At 46.3% G+C, this 19,372-nt stretch carries 20 protein-coding genes and 1 pseudogene; 8 read left to right on the plus strand and 13 right to left on the minus strand.

Features of this window, described 5'->3' with window-relative positions; translation table 11 throughout:
- The 13 genes and pseudogenes from A8L45_RS00260 to A8L45_RS00320 all read right to left on the minus strand — a co-directional run bounded on the left by A8L45_RS00260 (window position 1) and on the right by A8L45_RS00320 (window position 10,776).
- The gene (locus A8L45_RS00260; protein WP_068898008.1) at window positions 1-1,485 is read right to left on the minus strand and encodes a TadE/TadG family type IV pilus assembly protein; all 1,485 of its coding nucleotides are present in this window, start codon (window positions 1,483-1,485) and stop codon (window positions 1-3) included.
- Window positions 1,486-1,487: 2 nt separating this feature from the next.
- Entirely contained in the window at window positions 1,488-2,018 is a 531-nt protein-coding gene (gene tadF / locus A8L45_RS00265; protein ID WP_068898010.1) for a tight adherence pilus pseudopilin TadF, read from the minus strand.
- Window positions 2,003-2,503: a TadE family protein gene (locus A8L45_RS00270; protein ID WP_068898013.1), complete on the minus strand. Its 501-nt coding sequence runs from the start codon at window positions 2,501-2,503 to the stop codon at window positions 2,003-2,005. Before A8L45_RS00270 ends, tadF begins: the two co-directional genes overlap by 16 nt.
- Complete coding sequence (locus tag A8L45_RS00275) at window positions 2,500-3,216, minus strand: tetratricopeptide repeat protein (protein WP_068898016.1); 717 nt, start codon at window positions 3,214-3,216, stop codon at window positions 2,500-2,502. The genes A8L45_RS00270 and A8L45_RS00275 overlap by 4 nt, the downstream gene beginning before the upstream one ends.
- Window positions 3,213-4,049, minus strand: coding sequence for a type II secretion system F family protein (locus A8L45_RS00280; RefSeq protein WP_068898018.1), 837 nt, complete (start codon window positions 4,047-4,049; stop codon window positions 3,213-3,215). Before A8L45_RS00280 ends, A8L45_RS00275 begins: the two co-directional genes overlap by 4 nt.
- Window positions 4,049-4,954: a type II secretion system F family protein gene (locus A8L45_RS00285; protein ID WP_068898020.1), complete on the minus strand. Its 906-nt coding sequence runs from the start codon at window positions 4,952-4,954 to the stop codon at window positions 4,049-4,051. The genes A8L45_RS00280 and A8L45_RS00285 overlap by 1 nt, the downstream gene beginning before the upstream one ends.
- 3 nt (window positions 4,955-4,957) lie before the next feature.
- Window positions 4,958-6,228: pseudogene (locus tag A8L45_RS00290) on the minus strand (TadA family conjugal transfer-associated ATPase).
- Window positions 6,225-7,490, minus strand: a complete 1,266-nt coding sequence (locus A8L45_RS00295; protein WP_068898022.1) for a CpaE/TadZ family protein — start codon at window positions 7,488-7,490, stop codon at window positions 6,225-6,227. The pseudogene A8L45_RS00290 and the gene A8L45_RS00295 overlap by 4 nt, the downstream one beginning before the upstream one ends.
- A gap of 3 nt (window positions 7,491-7,493) precedes the next feature.
- Window positions 7,494-7,979, minus strand: coding sequence for a hypothetical protein (locus tag A8L45_RS00300; RefSeq protein ID WP_068898024.1), 486 nt, complete (start codon window positions 7,977-7,979; stop codon window positions 7,494-7,496).
- On the minus strand, window positions 7,976-9,292 hold the full coding sequence (locus tag A8L45_RS00305) for a type II and III secretion system protein family protein (RefSeq protein WP_068898027.1): 1,317 nt from the start codon (window positions 9,290-9,292) through the stop codon (window positions 7,976-7,978). The genes A8L45_RS00300 and A8L45_RS00305 overlap by 4 nt, the downstream gene beginning before the upstream one ends.
- Window positions 9,293-9,315: 23 nt before the next feature.
- Window positions 9,316-10,125 (minus strand): Flp pilus assembly protein CpaB, encoded by an 810-nt coding sequence (gene cpaB / locus A8L45_RS00310; RefSeq protein WP_068898029.1) that lies wholly within the window; start codon window positions 10,123-10,125, stop codon window positions 9,316-9,318.
- 3 nt (window positions 10,126-10,128) lie between these two features.
- Window positions 10,129-10,467, minus strand: coding sequence for an A24 family peptidase (locus tag A8L45_RS00315; RefSeq protein WP_349266985.1), 339 nt, complete (start codon window positions 10,465-10,467; stop codon window positions 10,129-10,131).
- Between the two features lie 105 nt (window positions 10,468-10,572).
- Window positions 10,573-10,776 carry a Flp family type IVb pilin gene (locus A8L45_RS00320; protein ID WP_068898033.1) on the minus strand — a complete coding sequence of 68 codons (204 nt, stop codon included), beginning with the start codon at window positions 10,774-10,776 and terminating at the stop codon, window positions 10,573-10,575.
- 373 nt (window positions 10,777-11,149) lie between these two features.
- Between A8L45_RS00320 and A8L45_RS00325 the strand changes: the two genes are divergently transcribed.
- The 8 genes from A8L45_RS00325 to A8L45_RS00360 all read left to right on the plus strand — a co-directional run bounded on the left by A8L45_RS00325 (window position 11,150) and on the right by A8L45_RS00360 (window position 19,366).
- The gene (locus A8L45_RS00325) at window positions 11,150-11,734 is read left to right on the plus strand and encodes a TetR/AcrR family transcriptional regulator (RefSeq protein WP_068898034.1); all 585 of its coding nucleotides are present in this window, start codon (window positions 11,150-11,152) and stop codon (window positions 11,732-11,734) included.
- A gap of 106 nt (window positions 11,735-11,840) precedes the next feature.
- Window positions 11,841-12,998: an iron-containing alcohol dehydrogenase gene (locus A8L45_RS00330; RefSeq protein WP_068898036.1), complete on the plus strand. Its 1,158-nt coding sequence runs from the start codon at window positions 11,841-11,843 to the stop codon at window positions 12,996-12,998.
- 119 nt (window positions 12,999-13,117) lie between these two features.
- Window positions 13,118-14,155 (plus strand): NADP-dependent oxidoreductase, encoded by a 1,038-nt coding sequence (locus tag A8L45_RS00335; RefSeq protein WP_432416284.1) that lies wholly within the window; start codon window positions 13,118-13,120, stop codon window positions 14,153-14,155.
- 21 nt (window positions 14,156-14,176) lie between these two features.
- On the plus strand, window positions 14,177-14,794 hold the full coding sequence (locus A8L45_RS00340) for a glutathione S-transferase family protein (RefSeq protein WP_068898040.1): 618 nt from the start codon (window positions 14,177-14,179) through the stop codon (window positions 14,792-14,794).
- Between the two features lie 212 nt (window positions 14,795-15,006).
- Window positions 15,007-15,309 carry a carboxymuconolactone decarboxylase family protein gene (locus A8L45_RS00345; protein ID WP_068898043.1) on the plus strand — a complete coding sequence of 101 codons (303 nt, stop codon included), beginning with the start codon at window positions 15,007-15,009 and terminating at the stop codon, window positions 15,307-15,309.
- Window positions 15,310-15,611: 302 nt separating this feature from the next.
- The gene (locus A8L45_RS00350; RefSeq protein WP_068898044.1) at window positions 15,612-16,850 is read left to right on the plus strand and encodes a flagellin; all 1,239 of its coding nucleotides are present in this window, start codon (window positions 15,612-15,614) and stop codon (window positions 16,848-16,850) included.
- A 195-nt stretch (window positions 16,851-17,045) separates the two neighbouring features.
- Window positions 17,046-17,822 (plus strand): ABC transporter ATP-binding protein, encoded by a 777-nt coding sequence (locus tag A8L45_RS00355; RefSeq protein ID WP_068898046.1) that lies wholly within the window; start codon window positions 17,046-17,048, stop codon window positions 17,820-17,822.
- Window positions 17,810-19,366, plus strand: coding sequence for a hypothetical protein (locus A8L45_RS00360; RefSeq protein ID WP_068898048.1), 1,557 nt, complete (start codon window positions 17,810-17,812; stop codon window positions 19,364-19,366). The genes A8L45_RS00355 and A8L45_RS00360 overlap by 13 nt, the downstream gene beginning before the upstream one ends.
- The last annotated feature ends 6 nt before the right edge of the window (window positions 19,367-19,372 follow it).

Here is a 19,372-nt window from a genome sequence, read left to right on the forward strand (position 1 = left end):
TTAACTTCTCTTGTCGTCTAAATATCGGTAATGTAATCGGCTCGTGCCTTGTTGGCTGACGCCACTGCGTATCAGTTCTTCAATTATCTTGCTTAGATCTTTAAGTCTTTTGACGTCTTTAACCTCGTCAGCACAGTTAATGAATGCGTTATTACGCGTTGCCTGAAAACCAATACCGATCACTCCGATAAACAAATCAGTTTCGCTATCCTCGTTAATGTCTTCACGAATTTTTGCGCAAAGACCATTATTGACCAGATTTTCAAAAACCTTGCTATCATTGCTCTCTTCACCGTCACTCAGGACCAGAATCATCTTGTGCTTGGCACGATAAGCGGCTTTTTCTTCTGGGCTCGCCGAAGAGTGGGGCTTACCCTCTTTTAGTATTTGTGCACCTCGAATAAGTCCTTGATAAGCGGCAGTTCCTCCATAGGCCTGAAAGCTATCAAACTGAAATTTGTCTTGGTCCCCTGTGAGGGGTATGGTGTGAAATCGCCGCCCTGCACATGAATATTCTGAGAACAAATATGATTTATTTGCGTTTAACGCCAGGTTTTTAGGGGAAGTCGAATACCAGTTTGACACTGTGCTCCGATAATTGATTACACTTTTAGGATCGGGCATTGGATATATGGTCCAGCGATCATCCGGATCGAGATACTTCCCATATCTCACAGCTTCCCGTGCGTCTTGCCAGCTGACACCATCACAATTTTGACGAGTTTTGGCACAGTAATTTACCTTCCACTTTCTCATTGAGCTAAGTCGGAACCAATCTGCGCTGTTGTATGAATGATTGTACTTCACATGGGTTTGACAAAGACGCTCTCCGTTCCTCTCCTCTATCGTTCTAAAACTGAAAGGCACATAGGCCATACGACTATCGATTGCCGCATCCTCATTGTTCAAAATGATATCCCGAATCATCCCTACCGCTTGCTTGAGAGTTCGCAGCTTGCCGTAATCGTTCATCGAACCCGAGTGGTCAGTAACAAACACAATATCGATCGGTTTTCCCGCCAGATATTCTGGATATCGGCGCGCCAGCGCTTGGTTTGTCAAAGATTGAGAACGGTCAAAACTTGGGATCAAGCCACTATAGAACCAAGACGCGTGTTGGCTGGTTACCGTGACTTTATGCTGTAAATATTCTCGCTCTTCTCGACCACGTTTAGTCTGTTCCTCATATTTCACCGTTTTACGCTCAATATTCAGCGTAGGAATCGACGTTTCATCAGGGAGATATTGCCGAATATATTCGCGGGCCAATGCTTGCTCTCTCGGCTGATTATCGGCACTCGACAATGCAAAGGCTGCCGCTTCGGCGGCATCACCCAAACGGCTTTGGGTTTGGATATAACGGGTCGCCTCAATGGCAAAGAACACAGCACCAATCATCGCGACCAGTGAAATCGCCATTGATACGGCGGCCGCCCCACGCTGACGCCTGGGACTCACTTTTCGATAAGTGTTAACGGCATTCATGTCTATCTCCCAACCATTACGGAAGCAGATTCAATGGTGACTTGGCCATTTTTACCGCCGAGAAACATTGAAAAAGGGGATGAAATTGTTTCACTGACTGCCACCCTATACAGAGGTAACGCCTTGCCCTCCTTTGGTTTAGCAACAAGACGTGTAAAAGACGCCTTATCAAACGTCGGTGCTCGCGGTGAGCCTGTTGCTTTGAACGTGAAATCTGCCACGCGTCCTTCAACCAATGAGGTCATTCTCAGGCTATAAGCGCGGGTCATTTCATCTGTCTGTCGCAGTTTATCCGTCACCTTCAACAGCCTTTTTAGTTCCTGCTGACTAACATGCTTCTGACTGACTTGAAGGCGAGAGCGCTCTTTCACTATGGTCACCAGGTTATAACTGAGCTGATCGAGTTCACCCCGTAACAATACCTGACGGCTGAGATCGGTTAAAAACAGGAGTAAAACAATCAAAAAACTGAGAACAAAAGCCATTTCGATAGCAAAAACGCCCCGCTGCTTTTTCATCATTTGTTCTCCCATTCTTCATGCTCCTGCAATCGCAGAGACTGGCGCTTAATTGTGAACGAGGATATTCCCGGCACCTTGAGTAGCGGAGAGTATTTATAGGTGATGCGGTATTCAGCAAATAGATTACGATTGCGCGTTGATGAATAATTTCCCGCCACATAAGCATCTAAATCTCTGTATAAGCGAACCGAGAAAAAAAACTTTTGTGGTTGAACAATGATTCTCCACAGCGAACTTTGATGCCCCTTGCCCTTTAAGAAATCAGAGAAATGTTTCTTGTAGCCCTCTTTAACTTTTGGATCATCTATCAAGTGACTGTCTCTTGACGCCTCCCGTAACGCGGTATCTGTCAGGTTAACCAAATAGATAAATCGGCAACCCTCAAAGATCAGCATCATAGTGAAAAATAAGACAATCGCCCCGAGCGCAAACTCGACGGTAAAACTGCCCGTTTGCCTTCGCGTACCCCGCCATACATGAGGAGGTTTCAAGGTCATGCCTCACCTCCCCCTGCGACGGTATGGATAAAGGTCGCGACTTCGTCTTTGCTAAATAGTGGCGTCAATACACTTTCTGCCTCTGCGTGTCTGCCTTCGCGAATCAATGCAATCGCAAGGTTAACTTGGGCTTTGTTATGAATAGCAGCCTGATGATTGATCGGAAGCAACATGTCGATAGCCTGGTTATTTTTTCCTTCGGCAAGTAACAACACAGCCAGATTGTTTTTTACTGTGGCTTCATCGCAGCCTTTAATTCTTGCCGTGGTAAAGGCATTGCGTGCCTCAGCAAATTTCGACTGATTGCCCTGCACAATACCTAACAGCAAATACGTTTCGGCATCGTCTTTACCCATTGCTATCGCTCTTTTCGCCGCCTCAGTCGCCTGAACAAACTGTTGACGATGAAAGGCAATTTGCGCTGACAGATAAACAGAGTCCTGACTCATCATCCCCTGATCGTGAAGGTATTGCAGATAGAAACTTGCCGACTCATAGTCCTGACGCATCATGTAAGACTTCACCAGTACAATCGTCCGCTCGGGACTGGACGGCGATTCCAGCCAAGCCGCTTTGTAGTGGTCAACCAATCCCTGATAATTACCCGCCTTCGTCATAGCGTCGGCATCAAAGGAATGTTCAGCGGGGGCAGACGCACACGCAGACAGGAATAACAGCGCGGAAATTGCACCGTAAAAACGAAATGGTTTCATGATAACTGCATAACTCCGGGGGCAATGATCAGCACCACAATGGGAAACATAATGAACAGAATCAGTGGCACACTCATCTTGGCTGACAGTTTGCCGATTTTCTCTTCCACCGACATCACTTGCATCTTTCGGATATCTTCCGACAAATCGCTCAGGACATTGGAAATTGAGGTTCCGTATTGCAGGTTTTGAATCAGGGTAAAAACAAAAGATCTGACTTCCGGTGTCGGTAAGCGAAGGCTTAAATCGTGCAGAGCTTTCTCCAGCCCCTGCATTTTTGCCGCCTCTGCGGTTTTACGAATTTGAAAACACAGATCCTTGTCAAAGGCATCCAGTTCTTTGCTCAGGTAGATGAGTGACGCTTCTACAGTCATCCCCGTTTGCACACAAACTGCCATCATGTCCAACATATAGGGAAGCTGGCGGGATGTTTTCTGAATAAGGGCCTTTTTGCGTAACTCCAGCGCCATATCGGGTATCACCAAGATACCGACCAGCAGGAATGCACCAAGTAATACCTTGTTTTGCATCGACATACCTGCCAATGCCACAACCGATAAACTCACCACCAGAATCAGTACTTTAGCAGGCAGATAATAACGGGCAAAGTTGCGGTTATAGATACCCGCATCAACCAGTTTCTGTTCCAGTTCTTTCTGGTGTTTTTCTCCAAGTCCAATAATCGCGGCGTTGAGTTTTTTCAGCGTATTACCCTGTCGCTGATGGAGAAAGTGCTCGGTATTGGCTTTGCGAATTCGACGCTTCAGCTCCAGGGTGATCATATAAGCGGCTATGACAGCGAAAAGAGCGGAAGCAATAAATACATAAAGCATCAGCGCACCGCCTTAACCAGCATCCAGACAATACCCAAGCCAATGGCCTCACTGCCCACTACGTAGTAGAGCACCATTCGCCCCTCAGGGTCATGAAGGACAAAATCGACGTTTTGAGGGTTGAGAAAACTCAGCATCACCATGAAGCCAAATGGAATCGCAGCAACAATTTTGGCTGACAGACGAGCCTCGGATGTCATGGCCATTTTCTTCTTTTCGAGGTTCCTCGCCTCAACCAGTACTCTGATCAGTCTCGCCATCACTGGCTTCAACTGTCCACCCCGCGCCATGTTGGCCTGAATAGTGACAATGAAGAACAGGAAAGCGGGATACGGATAAATGATGGTCGCCCGGTTAAAGACCTGTGTCGGCGATTCACCGAGACGAAGCCTGTCACCCATGCGTTTGAATTCACGTCCAACTTTGTTATCAAGTGTATTTCCGACGTAGATAATGGCTTGCATGATGCTGTCACCCGCCGTTACCGCACTCATCATCATGTTCAACGCGTCGGGAAAGGTTTCCTCAAACTCGGCCCGGCGTCTTTTCCGGAGCTGTAACCAACCGACCAAAAGGCTGAACACGAGCACAGAGAGAGGAAAAATAAACGGGTTGAAATGTAGATAAAGACTGTTTACCCATACGGCAGCGCCTGTCACACCCAACACAAAACAAGTGATGATCATCGTCGCTCTGCTTCCCAGCATATCGAGCGTTGGAGCCAGCGTATCCAACCAACGCCGGAAGGATGAAATATCGGTCAGAAACCCCATATTCACTGCACTTTCGGTGCTTTCCGTTGACGTGTTTTGCTCATGCTTGAGAAACGTATTAACGTTAGAGCGCTGCTTTTGGCTGTACAGTAAAGCCACAATGCCAAAGAGCACCAAAGAAAGAGATAACATCGATCAGTCCCCTCTGAACGCTGCCATCAGTTCATCTTCAAGGCCAAAGAACTTAGCCCGTTTTACCAGCTCTGAACGCTGCATTATGCCGCCAGTCGTGAACTTACCCTGAACCTGTTCAAGCTGCTGGGTCTCTGCCGCCTCAAAGCGAAAGATCTCCTCCATCACCACACTGTCTCCCTCAAGGCCAACCACTTCAGCGATACTGGTAATTTTTCTCGAGCCATCACGCAGACGGTTAACCTGAACCACCAAATTGACCGCACTGACAATCGTACGGCGGATCGCTTCAAGTGGCAGACTGAGGTTCGCCATCATTACCATAGCTTCGACCCGCGCCATGGCATCTCTGGGTGTGTTGGCATGCAACGTACTCATCGAACCATCATGGCCCGTGTTCATTGCCTGTAACATTTCGAAGGCTTCAGATCCCCGACACTCCCCCAGAATGATCCTGTCAGGTCGCATCCGCAACGCATTGATCACCAAGTCGCGCTGACTGACTGCACCCGTATTTTCAGTGCTGGCCGCCCGGGTTTCGAGACGGACAACATGCGGCTGCAGCAACTTCAGCTCTGCCGCATCTTCGATGGTGACAATTCGCTCGTCTTCACTGGCATATTGGGACAGAGCATTCAGCAGCGTGGTTTTCCCTGAGCCTGTGCCTCCAGAGACCAAAATATTCAGACGACAACGGGCAGCAATCATTAATACCCGCGCCATATCTGCACTCATGGAGCCAAACCCCATCAGTTCCTCAAGGCCCATTTTCTGGTCACGGAATTTACGAATTGAAATTGCCGTACCGTCAATTGCGACAGGGCTGATAACAATATTGACCCGGCTGCATCCTCGAGTCTGGCATCAACCATGGGCGAACTCTCGTCCACTCGTCGTCCTATCTTAGCGACGATGCGTTTGGCGATTTCAAGCAGTTGCTGTTCGTTGACAAAGGTGACTTCAGAACGCTGCAATTTGCCGCTGCGTTCAAAGTAAATGTGATTAGGGCCGTTAACCATAATATCAGTGACCGACTGGTCCTCAATCAATGGCTGCAACGGCCCAAGGCCTGTCAACTCATCAACAAAACCTTTCACCAGATTACTTTTCATCAGTGACGGAACAGGGCGATGGTAGCCAGTTGCCAATACCTCAACAGCTCCCTGAATTTGTGTGGTCAGTGCCTCTTTACTCAAAGAAGCAATTATTTCCGCATCAAGCGCCTCAAAGATCTTGTCACGAAAATTCAGGTACATCTCTTTGTTTGAACTCATCGCTCTGCCCTGCCCGTCAACCAGCTAAAATTCGACAACCGGCTGAGAAGGCGCCCACCCGCACCTACGCGTCGCTGTGATGACTGACCATTAATGATTCTTGCGGCGTCGAAGAAGGGTCGGTCATTCCCTGATTCCAGTTTGAACAGACGTTTTCCCTCTAACAGCAGTTTGGAGAAATGCTTGTCAAAAGGCAGCACAACATCGACATCGCGCGACAGAAAATCCTCGACCTCACTCACCTTGAGTGGAAATGCACTGTCAGGACGGTGAATATTAACGAAGACCAATATCCGGGTTGATACTGTTTGAGGTTGTTGTCTGTCACCGATTTGGTTGATCAGTCTGGCTGTTGAACGCACTGAATTGACGCTAAGGTCAGTGACAATCACCACAATATCATTGCGCTCGACAAGACGATCAGTATCAACTGGCATATGAATTGAGGCGGAATAATCTTCGATAATAAAATGCGCCTGACGATTGAGCAGGTCACAAAGGGTATGGCTATAGTCCCTCAGTGTTTCAGGCTGTTCTTCACCATCCAGTGACAACAGCTTCAGATGCTTCGTCACTTTGTTCAGATACTCGGAGGCACTCTCTTCATCAAGATCATTAATTTGATAAGACAGGCTTTGACTGTCCTGCTTCTGAAAGTTTTTCAACCCCAGAATCACATCAATTCCTACATCACGGTAGTTGTGATTGACCAAAATCGTATTAGCGCCGCCATCGGCCAGTACAGAAGCAATTTCGGCGCTGATCAGGCTGGTGCCAACCCCACCTTTTGCGCCAACTACAGCAACTGATTTTGCTTTCCGGTTCTGACTGACACCCCGGAATTGTTTCTGATTATCGTGAACATGCCGGATAAAGTCAGACAACTCCTGTTTGCTGATCGGCCAGAAAACATAGTAAAAACCCATCTCTTTCAAACTACGCAGGGTAGAAATTGCATCTTCCTGACCGATAACAATAACCCCTTTACGCTGAGGCAACTGGTTAGCAAACCTGACTGCATCTTTCACCACATTTTGGGAGCGATTCAGATCAAGAATCACCAAAGATTCAAGGCTCTCCATGTCATTAAGAGAACGGCTGTATGGTTGCACTTCAGGCGCTGGCCAGCCTTCAAAGCGAAATACTTCTTCGACAAGGGCTTTACACTCGTCACTCTGAAAGAACAATGTGCAATCGACAGACTTTTCTTTTTCAGCCTTCGTCTCGGCCTGAGTGGACAACGATTTTGCCAAATCAAACATACGTTACCCCTTCACACTCGGCATGAGATGCTGCGGATGCGCCACCTGATTCATGCGCATAGATTCGGTATAGCAGCCAATGTTGGTTTGTGGATGCCCATAGCGATAGGGCTGGCAGGTATCGAGATCCAACCGGTGCAAGGTCAGGGTCATGGCGATACTCTTTGGCTCTGCAACAAAAATAGATACGTGATAACGGGTTGGCGCTAAACCATGCTTAAGTAAAACGCGTTGAAGTGCCTTCTCTATGCGGACTGGTACTGTTTCACCAATCGCTAACGATAATTCAAGCCTCTCATCGGTGAGGTCGACCAGAGAAGCAATTCGTTTTACCTCCTCAACAGCCTGCTTCCAATGAGAATCATTAACTCGGATAACGAATTCGTGTTTTATAGGTGACACCGTCACTGAAGCGCCCTGCTGTGGCAATTCGACGAGTGAGCATGCACTGAGTAGCAAACATAGGGCCACTAACATCGAGCTTTTCATTCTGCGAACCCTCCTTCTGCTAGCACCTTAATGGCTGGTAATGAGAAATGTTTTATCGGGGGAAACAGTAAGCGTTCCCAATTCGTCGTTTTATTCATACGAGGCAAGACTATGCTTTCCGGACTGACCGGATTAACAAGATTGACAGTGGCAACAATCAGTAACTCAGTTTTTTGGCGCGTTGTTGACGCCGTTTTAAAGAAGCCACCCAGAACAGGAATATCGCCCAGCAGAGGGACTTTTTTAACCTGCTCAATATCGTCTGAGCTCATCAGACCGCCAAGAATAAAGCTCTCACCATCCCCAAGTTCAATGGTCGTCGATGTCTTGCGCGATGAAAGCTGAGGAACACGCATACCCACTGATTCAATGATCTGTTCAATGGCACTGACCTCAGGCGCTAAATAAAGCTTCACTTTGTCTTCGGACATAACATTGGCCGTCAATTCGAGCTTCACGCCATAGTCTTTAAAGGAGATGCTGGTGCTGGTTCCACTCGATGCAATAACAGGGACTTCGCCACCCGCCAGAAACGAAGCGGACTCACCCGACATAACCGTGAGATTGGGCTCAGCAAGAATGCTGGCAAGGTTGTCATCAGCCATTGCGCTGATGATGGTAGTCAGGTCATCAGACTTAAATTTATTGAGGCTAAAGCTGCCTGAAATTTGCCCCAGTGTTGACCAGTCAATACCCACGGTTTCTTTAAACCGCTCGGTGACCTGTGCGACAGAGATTTTTACATTCACCTGTTTAACACTGATAACCTCAAGGCCCTCGTAAATACCTGTGTAGGTATAGTTTTTAGCAAAACTTGCTTGCGGACTTTCGCTGGTGCCAGAGGGGAGTGTTACCGACTGCGCTTTGCCGTATCTATCGAGCTTGCTCCGATTCAGTAATGTAGCAATGAGTTGGTAGACCTTGTCTCTCTCTTCTTCAGAAAAGACCTTGCCTTTCACGGCTACCTGCTCACCAACAGAAGTAATACGGATATCACGCTCGGGGAAATGGAGTGCTATTTGTCTGCGGACCTGCGAGAGCCCGAGATCAACATGTATTCGGTCAGAGGCCAGCACGTCGCCCTGTTTGTCGTAAACAATCACGCGCGCTTGCCCGACACTGAGGCCAAACAGCACCAAGGTTTTCTTGTTGACGACTTTATAATCTGCAATTAATGGGTCACTGACAAACACAGTGCCAATTTCCTGATCGAATGACAGGTTTTCACCATCACCCGTGGTGAGATACCGAGTGGCAGCCTGCGCGCTGAAGGACGCAACAAGACAGCACAAGATCATCATTTGTTTAAACATTTTCTTTCTCACTGTCTTTTGCGCTAATAGTGTGTGTGCCCGCTGCCACGCAGCTCCAGCACACCGCTGTAATTTTTGATCACATCACTGACATCAACCCCTTGATGGATTCTGCCGGGCTGATTGAGGTAAATTTCAAGGTAAGAGGTACGCTGAGCCAGTGTCAGCACAGGTAAGATATCGGGGTTTACCTCAATGACCACGGTCGACATCGTCCCCTCAGATGCTTTCACCACAGGGTCAATGCCATATTCATTGTCTTGAGCGATAGAAATCACTTTGACGCCAGAGAGCAATACATCAGCAGACACGCCACTGAAGCTGTCCAGACCGAGATTTTCACTCTGGGCTAGGTTGGCTGATGGCGAGCTCACCGCAACAACATCAATCCGATCACCAGGCTGAATATAGTCCGTAATTAGATTTCTCGTAGAGACAGAGAGAGGGTACAACGTCATGTCCGTGTCGGTGATAAGATGGAGGTAGCCCGGGCTGCCCTTGGTTGCAAGCATCTCCGGGAATACCCACTTTCCCTCGGGAATGTCACCCCTAAACAAGGTAGTAGAATCGCGATTAAGCTCAACATCATGACTGATCCCAAGCGCCAGCGCTTCATCCTCAGGCAAAGTCACACGTACTAATTCAGCATCTGTGACTTTACTGCCCTTATGAATATTTTTTGTTGTTTTCCACAAAGAGAAATAGTGAATATCTTTTTGTTGCGGTGTATTTTCAACGGCGACCGGGTCATTATTGTTGACCAAATCATAAATACCATAAAGCCCGGTCATTATCGCAATAAAGGCGATAATAAATATTACTCTGCTATTCATCACTTAAACCGATATTGAATTTAATAAAATCACAAGGTAAAAGCCCGATGAAATAGCAATACCATAGGGTATTCCCCGATCCTTTTTCTCAGGCTTTATTTTTCCAAGCAGCAAATAAAAGACTGATAACACGCCACCAACCATTGCTGTCAGAATCAAAGCATCAGGCAGTATCTCTGGCGTCAGCGCCATAGCAAGCGCGGTGGACAGCTTACTGTCCCCCGCTCCCCATATTCTCACCTTAAACAATATCATCCCTAATATTAGAACAAATAAAAAGCTGATAACTCCACTAATTAAATGGCCATTAAAAAAAGATATTAATATCGATAGTAAAAATATAAGGCTTACTTTTTTGTTTTTTTATTTTTCTTACATAAATATCATCAAAAACAATAAAAAATAAAATTAAAAAAAGTGAAAGATATAAGAATATATCAATTATTTTTAAGATGGAGATAATGTATTCCCGATAGCTTCAAATGCTTTGACTAATTTTGAAACAAAGTTTCCGTCAGCACTAAAAATGAGGGCAAGTGCGGTAGCCATCGCCACAGCAATCAGACCATACTCAACGGCGGTAACACCGCGCTCGTCATTTTTGTAGCTGTAAAGGAAAGCTTGGGTTTGCGCGACTAGTTTTGTCAACATAACGTAATTCTCTTTAAAAAGGATAAAAATGGCTAATGCCAAAAGACCTGAGCATTGATTGCAACCCATTACGATATTTTTATAAGATCTTTTCGTTATGAGTTATTCTCAAAGTGAGAGTATATTCGTTTTTTTTGAGATTTATGTCAACAAATAAGAGGACAAAACTTACCCATTAATTGCAACTTGTTTGATCTAATCGAGTTAATGACCATCAATATAGACAATTAATTTCATATTTGTTTATAAAAAAATACAAATATTAGCGGGTCACTGATCATGGATAGGTCGTTTACTATGGCGATAGGCACGAAGCATCAAGTAAAAAAACAAAACTAGACGACCGGTCTAGTTTTGTTTAGTATGCCTAACCATGAAATCTAAACATCAACATACACAGCAGCATTTACTCGACGTGGGGAGAGACATTTTCTCCAGTGGTGGTTTTAGTTCAGTTGGCCTGAGTACCATACTGAAAGAGGCGAACGTACCTAAAGGCTCCTTCTACCATTACTTCGAGTCAAAAGAGCACTATGGCAAGGCAGTTTTGGTCGAGTATTTTACTCACTACCAGACTTTACTCAGTGACCTGTTTAATCGACCCGACAAAAACGGAAAACAAAAACTGATGGCACTCTGGCAAGCCTGGCAGGAAGTGCATTGTGATTCCGAAACCCAGAAATGTCTGGTCGTTAAACTGAGTGCGGAAGTGGCTGACTTATCAGAGCCAATGCGGTTAACTCTGAAAGAGGGCACAGAAAAAGTGACTCTGAAAATTGCAGATGTCATTGAAGAAGGCATTAAAGATGGATCTCTTTCCGACTGCGATGCGTACAAGCTGTCTGCTCATCTGTACCAATTATGGTTAGGCGCGTCGCTGCTGAACAAGTTGCACAGAGATGGCAAACACCTTGAGCTGGCAATGGAAACTACCCAGGCTCTGCTGAATAACAAGTAGTTCGATAATGAGATTTGTGCCCACTCAAGTGCGTGGGCATTTTTTGGAAACAAAAATAGACGACTGGTCTAATTGGAATGTGTATCAGTCATCAAGAGGAAGCATTATGAACAATTTTGAGTTCTTCAACCCAACCCGGATTGTCTTTGGTGAGGGGGAAATATCTCGGCTGTCATCATTGGTGCCGGAGAAAGCGAGAGTGTTGGTGCTCTTCGGCGGTGAAAGTGCCCGTAAATTCGGCACTCTTGATGAAGTAAAGGCTGCACTTGGTGACCGCCATGTCAGTTTTTTTGGTGGTGTGGAAGCCAACCCGAAATATGAAACACTGCTAAACGCGATTGCTCAGGTCAAGGACGAAAACATTGATTTTTTGATTGCCGTCGGCGGTGGCTCTGTCATTGATGGCACCAAATTTGTGGCCGCTGCAAGTCGGTATCCGAGCGAGCCAATGCAAATGCTTAAAAAAGCAGGGTCAGATCTCAAAGAGGCGATTCCATTTGGTGCTGTGCTGACATTATCAGCAACGGGCTCTGAAATGAATAAGATCTCGGTGATCACTTATGCTGCCGCAAAAGCAAAAATGGCTTTTTTCAGCGAAACCGTGTTTCCTCAGTTCTCTATTCTTGATCCGGTGAAAACCTTTACCCTGCCCCCACGTCAGATCGGCAATGGTATCGTCGATGCATTTATTCATGTCACCGAGCAGTACCTTACCTATCCGGTCAATGCAAAAATTCAGGACAGATTCGCAGAAGGGATCTTACAGACACTTGTTGAAGAAGGACCAAAAACTGTCGAGCAGCCAGATAACTATGAGGTTCGTTCCAACCTGATGTGGGCAGCCTCTCAGGCACTGAATGGCCTCATCGGTGTAGGTGTTCCTCACGACTGGGCAACGCATATGATTGGGCACGAACTGACCGCGCTTTATGGACTGGATCATGCGCAGACACTGGCGGTTGTCCTTCCATCATTACTTGAGGAAAAACAGCAGCAGAAACAATCCAAGTTGGCCCAGTTCGCCGAGCGGGTATGGGGAGTTCAACAAGGTTCTGAAGCAGAAAAAGCCGCACAGGCCATTTCACTCACCCGCGAGTTTTTCGAATCTGTTGGGGTAAAAACCCGTCTCTCCGATTATCAGTTGGATGAAACATGTATCGACCCACTGATTAAACACCTTTCAGACCATGGCATGACAAGGCTGGGCGAACATAGAGACATTGATCTTGATGCATGCCGCCGAATCCTTCAACGCAGCCTGTAACCGAAAAGTCAGAAATAACATCCTGAAGGCTGGTCGCTGACCGGTCTTCATCCACCACTATTTTGAGCACAACACCTGTAACTGGGTGGAGGCGTCTCTACGCCAGATTTAAGGAAAAAATGATGTCACAAACACCATCAACCAATCGCCAGATGACACTGGCCGCACGCCCGTTTGGCGCACCCACTGATGAACACTTTGCCCTTGTTGACACAGATGTTCCCACACCTTCCAACGGTCAGGTATTACTGCGCACCCTGTATCTGTCTGTTGATCCTTATATGCGCGGCAGAATGAACGATGCTGAATCTTATGCTGATCCTGTGCCACTTGGTGGTGTGATGGTAGGTGGCACCGTCAGTAAAGTTCAGATATCAAAAAATGATGACTTTAAAGAAGGCGACTGGGTACTGAGTTTCGCTGGCTGGCAAGATTATGCGCTGTCAGACGGTACGGGATTAATAAAGCTGGATCCTGCCCGCATGCCACCTTCTTATGCATTGGGTGTGATGGGTATGCCGGGTTTTACCGCTTACATGGGATTGATGGATATCGGTCAGCCAAAAGCAGGAGAAACCTTGGTGGTGGCTGCCGCGACTGGCGCCGTTGGGTCTATGGTGGCGCAAATTGGGAAACTACAAGGCTGTCGCGTTGTCGGTATTGCTGGCGGTGAAGAGAAGTGTCGCTATGCGCTTGATACACTCAAGCTCGATGCCTGTATTGATCACAAATCAGAGCACTTTGCCGCCGAGCTGGCTGAAGCCTGTCCGGCTGGGATTGATATTTACTTTGAAAACGTCGGTGGGAAAGTGTTTGATGCGGTTATGCCACTGCTGAATACCCGTGCCCGGATCCCTCTATGCGGTTTGATTTCTCAGTACAACCGCACTGAACTTCCGCAAGGTCCTGACCGTCTCTCGCAACTTGCAGGTCTGCTTTTGGTTAAGCGAATCACCATGCGAGGTTTCATCATAATGGATGATTATGGTCATCGCTACCCTGAGTTTGCACAACAAATGGGGCAGTGGCTGGCTGAAGGGAAAATCACATATAAAGAACAACGTGTTGAAGGTTTAGAGCAAGCACCGCAGGCATTGATTGATGTACTGGAAGGTAAGAACTTCGGCAAGGTCGTGGTAGAAGTTGCCAAAGACTGATTTAACAATAGGACAGAGTTTATGATCACACTTCATCACCTTAATAAATCTCGCTCTAAGCGCATCATCTGGTTGCTTGAAGAGCTGGAGCAACCTTATGAGATTGCTGCTTATCAGCGTGACGCGACCACATTTCTGGCACCACCAGAACTGAAAGCGGTGCATCCATTGGGTAAGTCGCCTGTGTTGGAAATCGATGGCAAAGTGCTTGCTGAATCAGGTGCCATTACTGAATATCTGATTCACCGTTATGCACCAGACACATTGGCACCTGCAAAAGATTCACCGGAATATGCCGATTACCTCTACTGGATGCACTTTGCAGAAAGCTCAGCCATGTTGCCACTGCTGCTGGTAACCTTCCTGAAACGGGAACCAGCAAAAACGGAGTTTCTTGAGTCTTACGCCAACTCAGAAGCAGCCAATATACTCGGTTACATCAACCAGTGCCTTGAAGGTAAAAACTATCTGGTCGGCGATTCTCTGACAGGTGCAGATATAATGATGTCCTTTGTGACGGATGTGCTTGCTCAGCAAGGTGTGATCGAAAACTTCCCGAACATTGCGGTGTATCATCAAACCCTCTCAGCACGACCTGCTTATCAAACTGCAGAGAAAACTGAGAAGGCGCACAATTAATACGAGAGAAAGCGCATAACTAATACGAGAGAAAGCACGAGAAAAGCCGCCTATCAACTGGCGGCTTTTTTTACAACAACGCCCAGTAAGTGCCCGCCCTACTCTCATTCCAGACAACCTTATCTTTATCACCCGAAAAGCTTTTGTCTTTCGCCAGTCTGATTCAAACCCGTTACTGTCATGTAAACCAATGATGAAAGGAAGCAATCACAATGCATGATATGGCTAACCTGAAAAAGCTGGCAAAGCTAAAAGAACACAAACCCGAAACGACGAAAGGTTTTTGGGATTACGATAATCATGCCTTAGCAGAGGGTGTTATTCCGAAGAAATATAAAGAACTGATGGCCATAGCAGTGGGACTGACGACGCAATGTGTTTATTGCATTGAAGCCCATAAAAACGCGGCAATTAAAGCAGGTGCAACCGAAGAGGAATTTGCAGAGACAATACATATTGCTGCGGCACTCCGCGCAGGAGGCGCGCTGACACACGGTACTCACCTTTTTGACTAATTGAAATAAATCTGCGCAAAGGCCAGTAATGAAATAATTACTGGCCTAATAAAAAAGGGCACTTAACTAAAAGTTAACGTATAGATTAAATTATAAAATGCCCATCAAGATAAATATACTGTAAAAGAAACTCTATGTTACAAACCATCATTCCATATATAAATAATTGAAATTATTAATTAATAAAAGAAAAAATAAAACAGCAGAAATAAAAAGAAAAAAACTATTAAAGAGTTAAATTATTAAAACGTTATGGATATATGGAAAAAGTAATAAACAACCTTGGCTAAGGAATTTTCAGTATGGGTGGAAATATTGTAAATGACTACCAAGGGATGATGTTTCATCGGCATATTAATTATGCCAACGAGACAAATGCTACCTCGTCAAACAAGCTTGCATCAGGCATTCGGATAAACAGTGCCGGAGACGATGCCGCAGGTCTGATGATATCTAATCGGCTAATTTCCCAGAGTCGAGGATATGATGTTTCTATGCGAAACATAAACGATGGTATTTCCATTCTCCAAATTGCAGATGGTGCCATCGACGAATCTGTTGAAATACTCCACCGCATGAGAGACCTCGCCCTCCAAGCCGCCAACGGCAGTAATGAGACGAAAGAGCGCGAAGCCTTACAACAAGAAGTCGTCGCCCTGCAAGATGAGCTCTCACGAATCGCTGAAACCACTTCATTTGGTGGACAAAAACTGCTGAATGGCGAGTTCGGCACCCGATCCGTTCAGATAGGTGCTGAGTCTGGCGAAGCAATGCAACTATCACTGGGAAATATTCGCCCGGATCAGGAGGAATTTGGCGGTACTCTTTTCGTGGCAGAGAACAATATGTCAGATGATTGGGTTGTTCCCGAGGGCAACAACTACATCAGATTGTGGATAGAAAACGATTCTCAACTTTCAGAATATTTTGAGCTATTCGGAAAGGAGGGCGACGATCTTCAAGAGTTAGCGACCCGACTCAACAGTTTTAATGGCCAAGGAAATGGTTCATTCTCGGAGGATGCCTTTCGCTTTTCTGTCGGGGATGACAATACCCTTCAATTGTTCGTTAGCGAAGAGTGGCGAAACAATAATGTTCCCATTGGACACCAAGATGACACATGGATTTACGATGGTGATAATGGCTCTCAGACGCTGGTTGATATCCTCGGAATCAAAAATTACACTGATGGGGACACATTGAACCCACCCAATAACAGAAAAAGTGTTACGGTCGACGACATAGAAATTAGCACTATAAGTGGTGCTCAAGCTGCTGTTTCTGTTATCGACGTCACCGCCAAAAGACTCAATGAGCAACGCTCAGAAATTAGCGCAATGCATAGTAAGCTAGAGCACAGCCTTAACAATCTTGGTAAAAGTAATGAGAGTATTGCTGCTGCGACGAGCCGAATTCAGGACACTGACTTTGGTAAAGAGACGGTGAGATTCACTAAATCATCCATGCTTCAAAGTGCGGGAATGTCGATGCTTTCGCAAGCAAAGTCTATTTCGCAGTCTTATTTGCAGTTACTGCGTTAACCCTTCCTAGATAAGTCTTTTAGTCATCTCGTACGAAGTCACCCGGCATAGCAGTAGTGTTTTCATACGATTAACCCGAATTGTACCGCATTTGCTAACCACCCTCCTTGTACGCACATGACGAAAGCGTAAAGCTTCAATATATTCCTGTATTCAAAAATGCAATTTTAATTAGATAGATACGAGGAAAACTCGGTGACGAAGCTGACTGTAAAAAATGCATCAAGACGAGTAGATGGCACAGATATTCTGTCGACGGTGTCTATCGAATTTAACCCGGGTGTCACAGGTCTTGTTGGTGCCAATGGTGCTGGAAAATCCAGCTTACTGAGAGCTATCGCCTTACTCGACCCCCTGTCTGAGGGGGACATACTGATCAACGGAAAAAGCGTTATCGGAAAACCTCAGACGCTTTACCAACAGCTTGGTATTGTTTTTCAGCATAGTCCTTGTTTCGAGCATCTCTCTGTGACTGAATTTTTGCATTACATTGCAGCAATGAAAGGTATAAGGAGGCATGTTGCTGAGGGTCAAATTTCCCAGTGGCTGAATAAAGTCAATCTAAGCTCGGTTAAAGATCGCCTGATGTCTGATTGCTCAGGAGGAATGAGGCAGCGGGTCGGTATTGTTCAGGCATTATTGGGAAACCCTAACATCCTGTTGCTGGATGAGCCCACTGTGGCACTCGACCACAATGAGAGGCTCTCATTTTATTCTTTTATCAAAGACATCAGCAAAACGACCACTGTCATTATCGTCAGCCACCTTAGTGATGACATGGAAGCACTCGCCGATCGCCTCGTTTTTCTCGCACAGGGAAAAGTTATCAAAACAGGTGACCTTGATGCACTTAAAGCCGAGGCCAGTCAGAGTCAGACCAAGGCACCTCTCGCCGTAGACGATATCATCTCCCATTTCTTGACGCAGACCAATGAGACACATGAAAAGGAGGAGGTGTTATGTGGCGTGTAACAATGCTGGATGTAAAACAACGTCTCCACGCACATTCAGTCTGGATTGCCATTTTACTTACCGTCACATTGACCTGTTTTTTATTTCCGGGCGAGAAAGCTGGCTATCGTGTCATTGATATCAACGACTATAGGGGAACGTATAATTCTGCCTGGATGGGGACATCGTTGGCATTGGTTGGCTCTTATCTGCTTTCCATCTTTGGTTATTACTGGCTAAACGGCTCAGTTGACAGGGATCGTCAAAGCAAGATGCTGGAGCTTATCCATACCACAGGCCAGTCGCCGCGTCGGTATTTACTGGTTAGATGGACGGGGCACGTAATCTTATTATCGCTCCTCGCTATTACGTCTATGGTCACTGCAGGCATATTACAGTGTTTCCTCAGTCCTGAATCAGCGATAATGTTTGCAGACTATGCCGTACCGTTTTTCCTGCTTGTCTTGCCCTCGATACTGCTGACCAGCGCCTTCATTTTATTGTTCGATATGTGGCAAAAACCGGGATCGACAGCCAAAAACTGGCTCTACTTTCTGTCCTGGTCTGTCATTACATCAGCAGGGCTGTTGGGGTTTTCAGCCCATACTTTAGTGACATCGGGCATGGAAAGTGATTTTGCTCATCTTGGTATGACAGGAACCGGCTCGATCTCCATTGGCTTTACCCCCCTAGAGAACGCCCAACAAATAGTAAACTGGCAGGGTCTAAACTTATCCTTGGAGAGCTGGCTTCCCGCTGTTTACCACCTGTTGACGACGCTTTTACTGCTGATGATATGCCTCACTCGGGCCAAAAAAGCCATTCCGGGGGCGCATAATAAGCGGCATGACAGGCAACCAACTGTTAGTGAATCTTCAAAGCGTCATGGGCTGATAACATGGTTAGTTGCTCGCTCGCATCTTCCCTCGCAGCTGGCAGAACATGTTTTTACACATCGTTTTTGTGCAGAGGTACGTTTGATTGAACATACACTGAGCGCAAAGCTTTTGATTGTCGCACTCGGTGTTTCTGCGCTCTCTCTCGTTTTACCCCTGTCGGCAGTGAAAAGTGTCATACTGGCCGTTGCCGTGACACTGCCCGTTCTCATGCTGGCTCCACTCCACACCCTTGACCACCAGTCAAAGATCAAAGAGCTTCTCAAGACGCTCGGACAAACAGGTATTCAACGTCTACGACGACCATTAGCGATGTTTTACCTGATAAATCTCAGTTTGGCTGGCGTGACAATCCGTTTCGCGATCACGGGTGAGATAACTGCTCTGCTTCACTGGTTAGCTTTTTTGACGATCAGCGTATTTCTGCCCTATCTGCTGGCTACTTTCACACGCTCAAATAAAGTGTTTGAACTGCTTTTCATCAGCTTTTGGGTAACGGGTATATTGAATAAGGAGCCAGTAGCCGACTTTGTTGGTGTGTCAGGTTCTCACACTGCAATGACGGTGACACTGGCATTCGCCGGGGGTTGCATCATCGCCTGTGTTTTTATCGCCCTACTGAATCCAACTTTCTCTATTAACAAAGTGAAAAAAAGCATCGCAAAATAACGTGTT

It is taken from the genome of Veronia pacifica (genome assembly GCF_001707825.1).
Classification (GTDB): domain Bacteria; phylum Pseudomonadota; class Gammaproteobacteria; order Enterobacterales; family Vibrionaceae; genus Veronia; species Veronia pacifica.

What these genes read in the sequence shown, in the direction of transcription:
- A8L45_RS00335 (WP_432416284.1), top strand. Translation starts at nt 13,118, where the DNA reads ATGATGTCACAAACACCATCAACCAATCGCCAGATGACACTGGCCGCA.
- A8L45_RS00340 (WP_068898040.1), top strand. Translation starts at nt 14,177, where the DNA reads ATGATCACACTTCATCACCTTAATAAATCTCGCTCTAAGCGCATCATC.
- A8L45_RS00345 (WP_068898043.1), top strand. Translation starts at nt 15,007, where the DNA reads ATGCATGATATGGCTAACCTGAAAAAGCTGGCAAAGCTAAAAGAACAC.
- tadF (WP_068898010.1), bottom strand. Translation starts at nt 2,018, where the DNA reads ATGGGAGAACAAATGATGAAAAAGCAGCGGGGCGTTTTTGCTATCGAA.
- A8L45_RS00305 (WP_068898027.1), bottom strand. Translation starts at nt 9,292, where the DNA reads ATGTTTAAACAAATGATGATCTTGTGCTGTCTTGTTGCGTCCTTCAGC.
- A8L45_RS00330 (WP_068898036.1), top strand. Translation starts at nt 11,841, where the DNA reads ATGAACAATTTTGAGTTCTTCAACCCAACCCGGATTGTCTTTGGTGAG.
- A8L45_RS00320 (WP_068898033.1), bottom strand. Translation starts at nt 10,776, where the DNA reads ATGTTGACAAAACTAGTCGCGCAAACCCAAGCTTTCCTTTACAGCTAC.
- A8L45_RS00295 (WP_068898022.1), bottom strand. Translation starts at nt 7,490, where the DNA reads ATGTTTGATTTGGCAAAATCGTTGTCCACTCAGGCCGAGACGAAGGCT.
- A8L45_RS00325 (WP_068898034.1), top strand. Translation starts at nt 11,150, where the DNA reads ATGAAATCTAAACATCAACATACACAGCAGCATTTACTCGACGTGGGG.
- A8L45_RS00270 (WP_068898013.1), bottom strand. Translation starts at nt 2,503, where the DNA reads ATGACCTTGAAACCTCCTCATGTATGGCGGGGTACGCGAAGGCAAACG.
- A8L45_RS00275 (WP_068898016.1), bottom strand. Translation starts at nt 3,216, where the DNA reads ATGAAACCATTTCGTTTTTACGGTGCAATTTCCGCGCTGTTATTCCTG.
- cpaB (WP_068898029.1), bottom strand. Translation starts at nt 10,125, where the DNA reads ATGAATAGCAGAGTAATATTTATTATCGCCTTTATTGCGATAATGACC.
- A8L45_RS00280 (WP_068898018.1), bottom strand. Translation starts at nt 4,049, where the DNA reads ATGCTTTATGTATTTATTGCTTCCGCTCTTTTCGCTGTCATAGCCGCT.
- A8L45_RS00285 (WP_068898020.1), bottom strand. Translation starts at nt 4,954, where the DNA reads ATGTTATCTCTTTCTTTGGTGCTCTTTGGCATTGTGGCTTTACTGTAC.
- A8L45_RS00300 (WP_068898024.1), bottom strand. Translation starts at nt 7,979, where the DNA reads ATGAAAAGCTCGATGTTAGTGGCCCTATGTTTGCTACTCAGTGCATGC.
- A8L45_RS00360 (WP_068898048.1), top strand. Translation starts at nt 17,810, where the DNA reads ATGTGGCGTGTAACAATGCTGGATGTAAAACAACGTCTCCACGCACAT.
- A8L45_RS00260 (WP_068898008.1), bottom strand. Translation starts at nt 1,485, where the DNA reads ATGAATGCCGTTAACACTTATCGAAAAGTGAGTCCCAGGCGTCAGCGT.
- A8L45_RS00350 (WP_068898044.1), top strand. Translation starts at nt 15,612, where the DNA reads ATGGGTGGAAATATTGTAAATGACTACCAAGGGATGATGTTTCATCGG.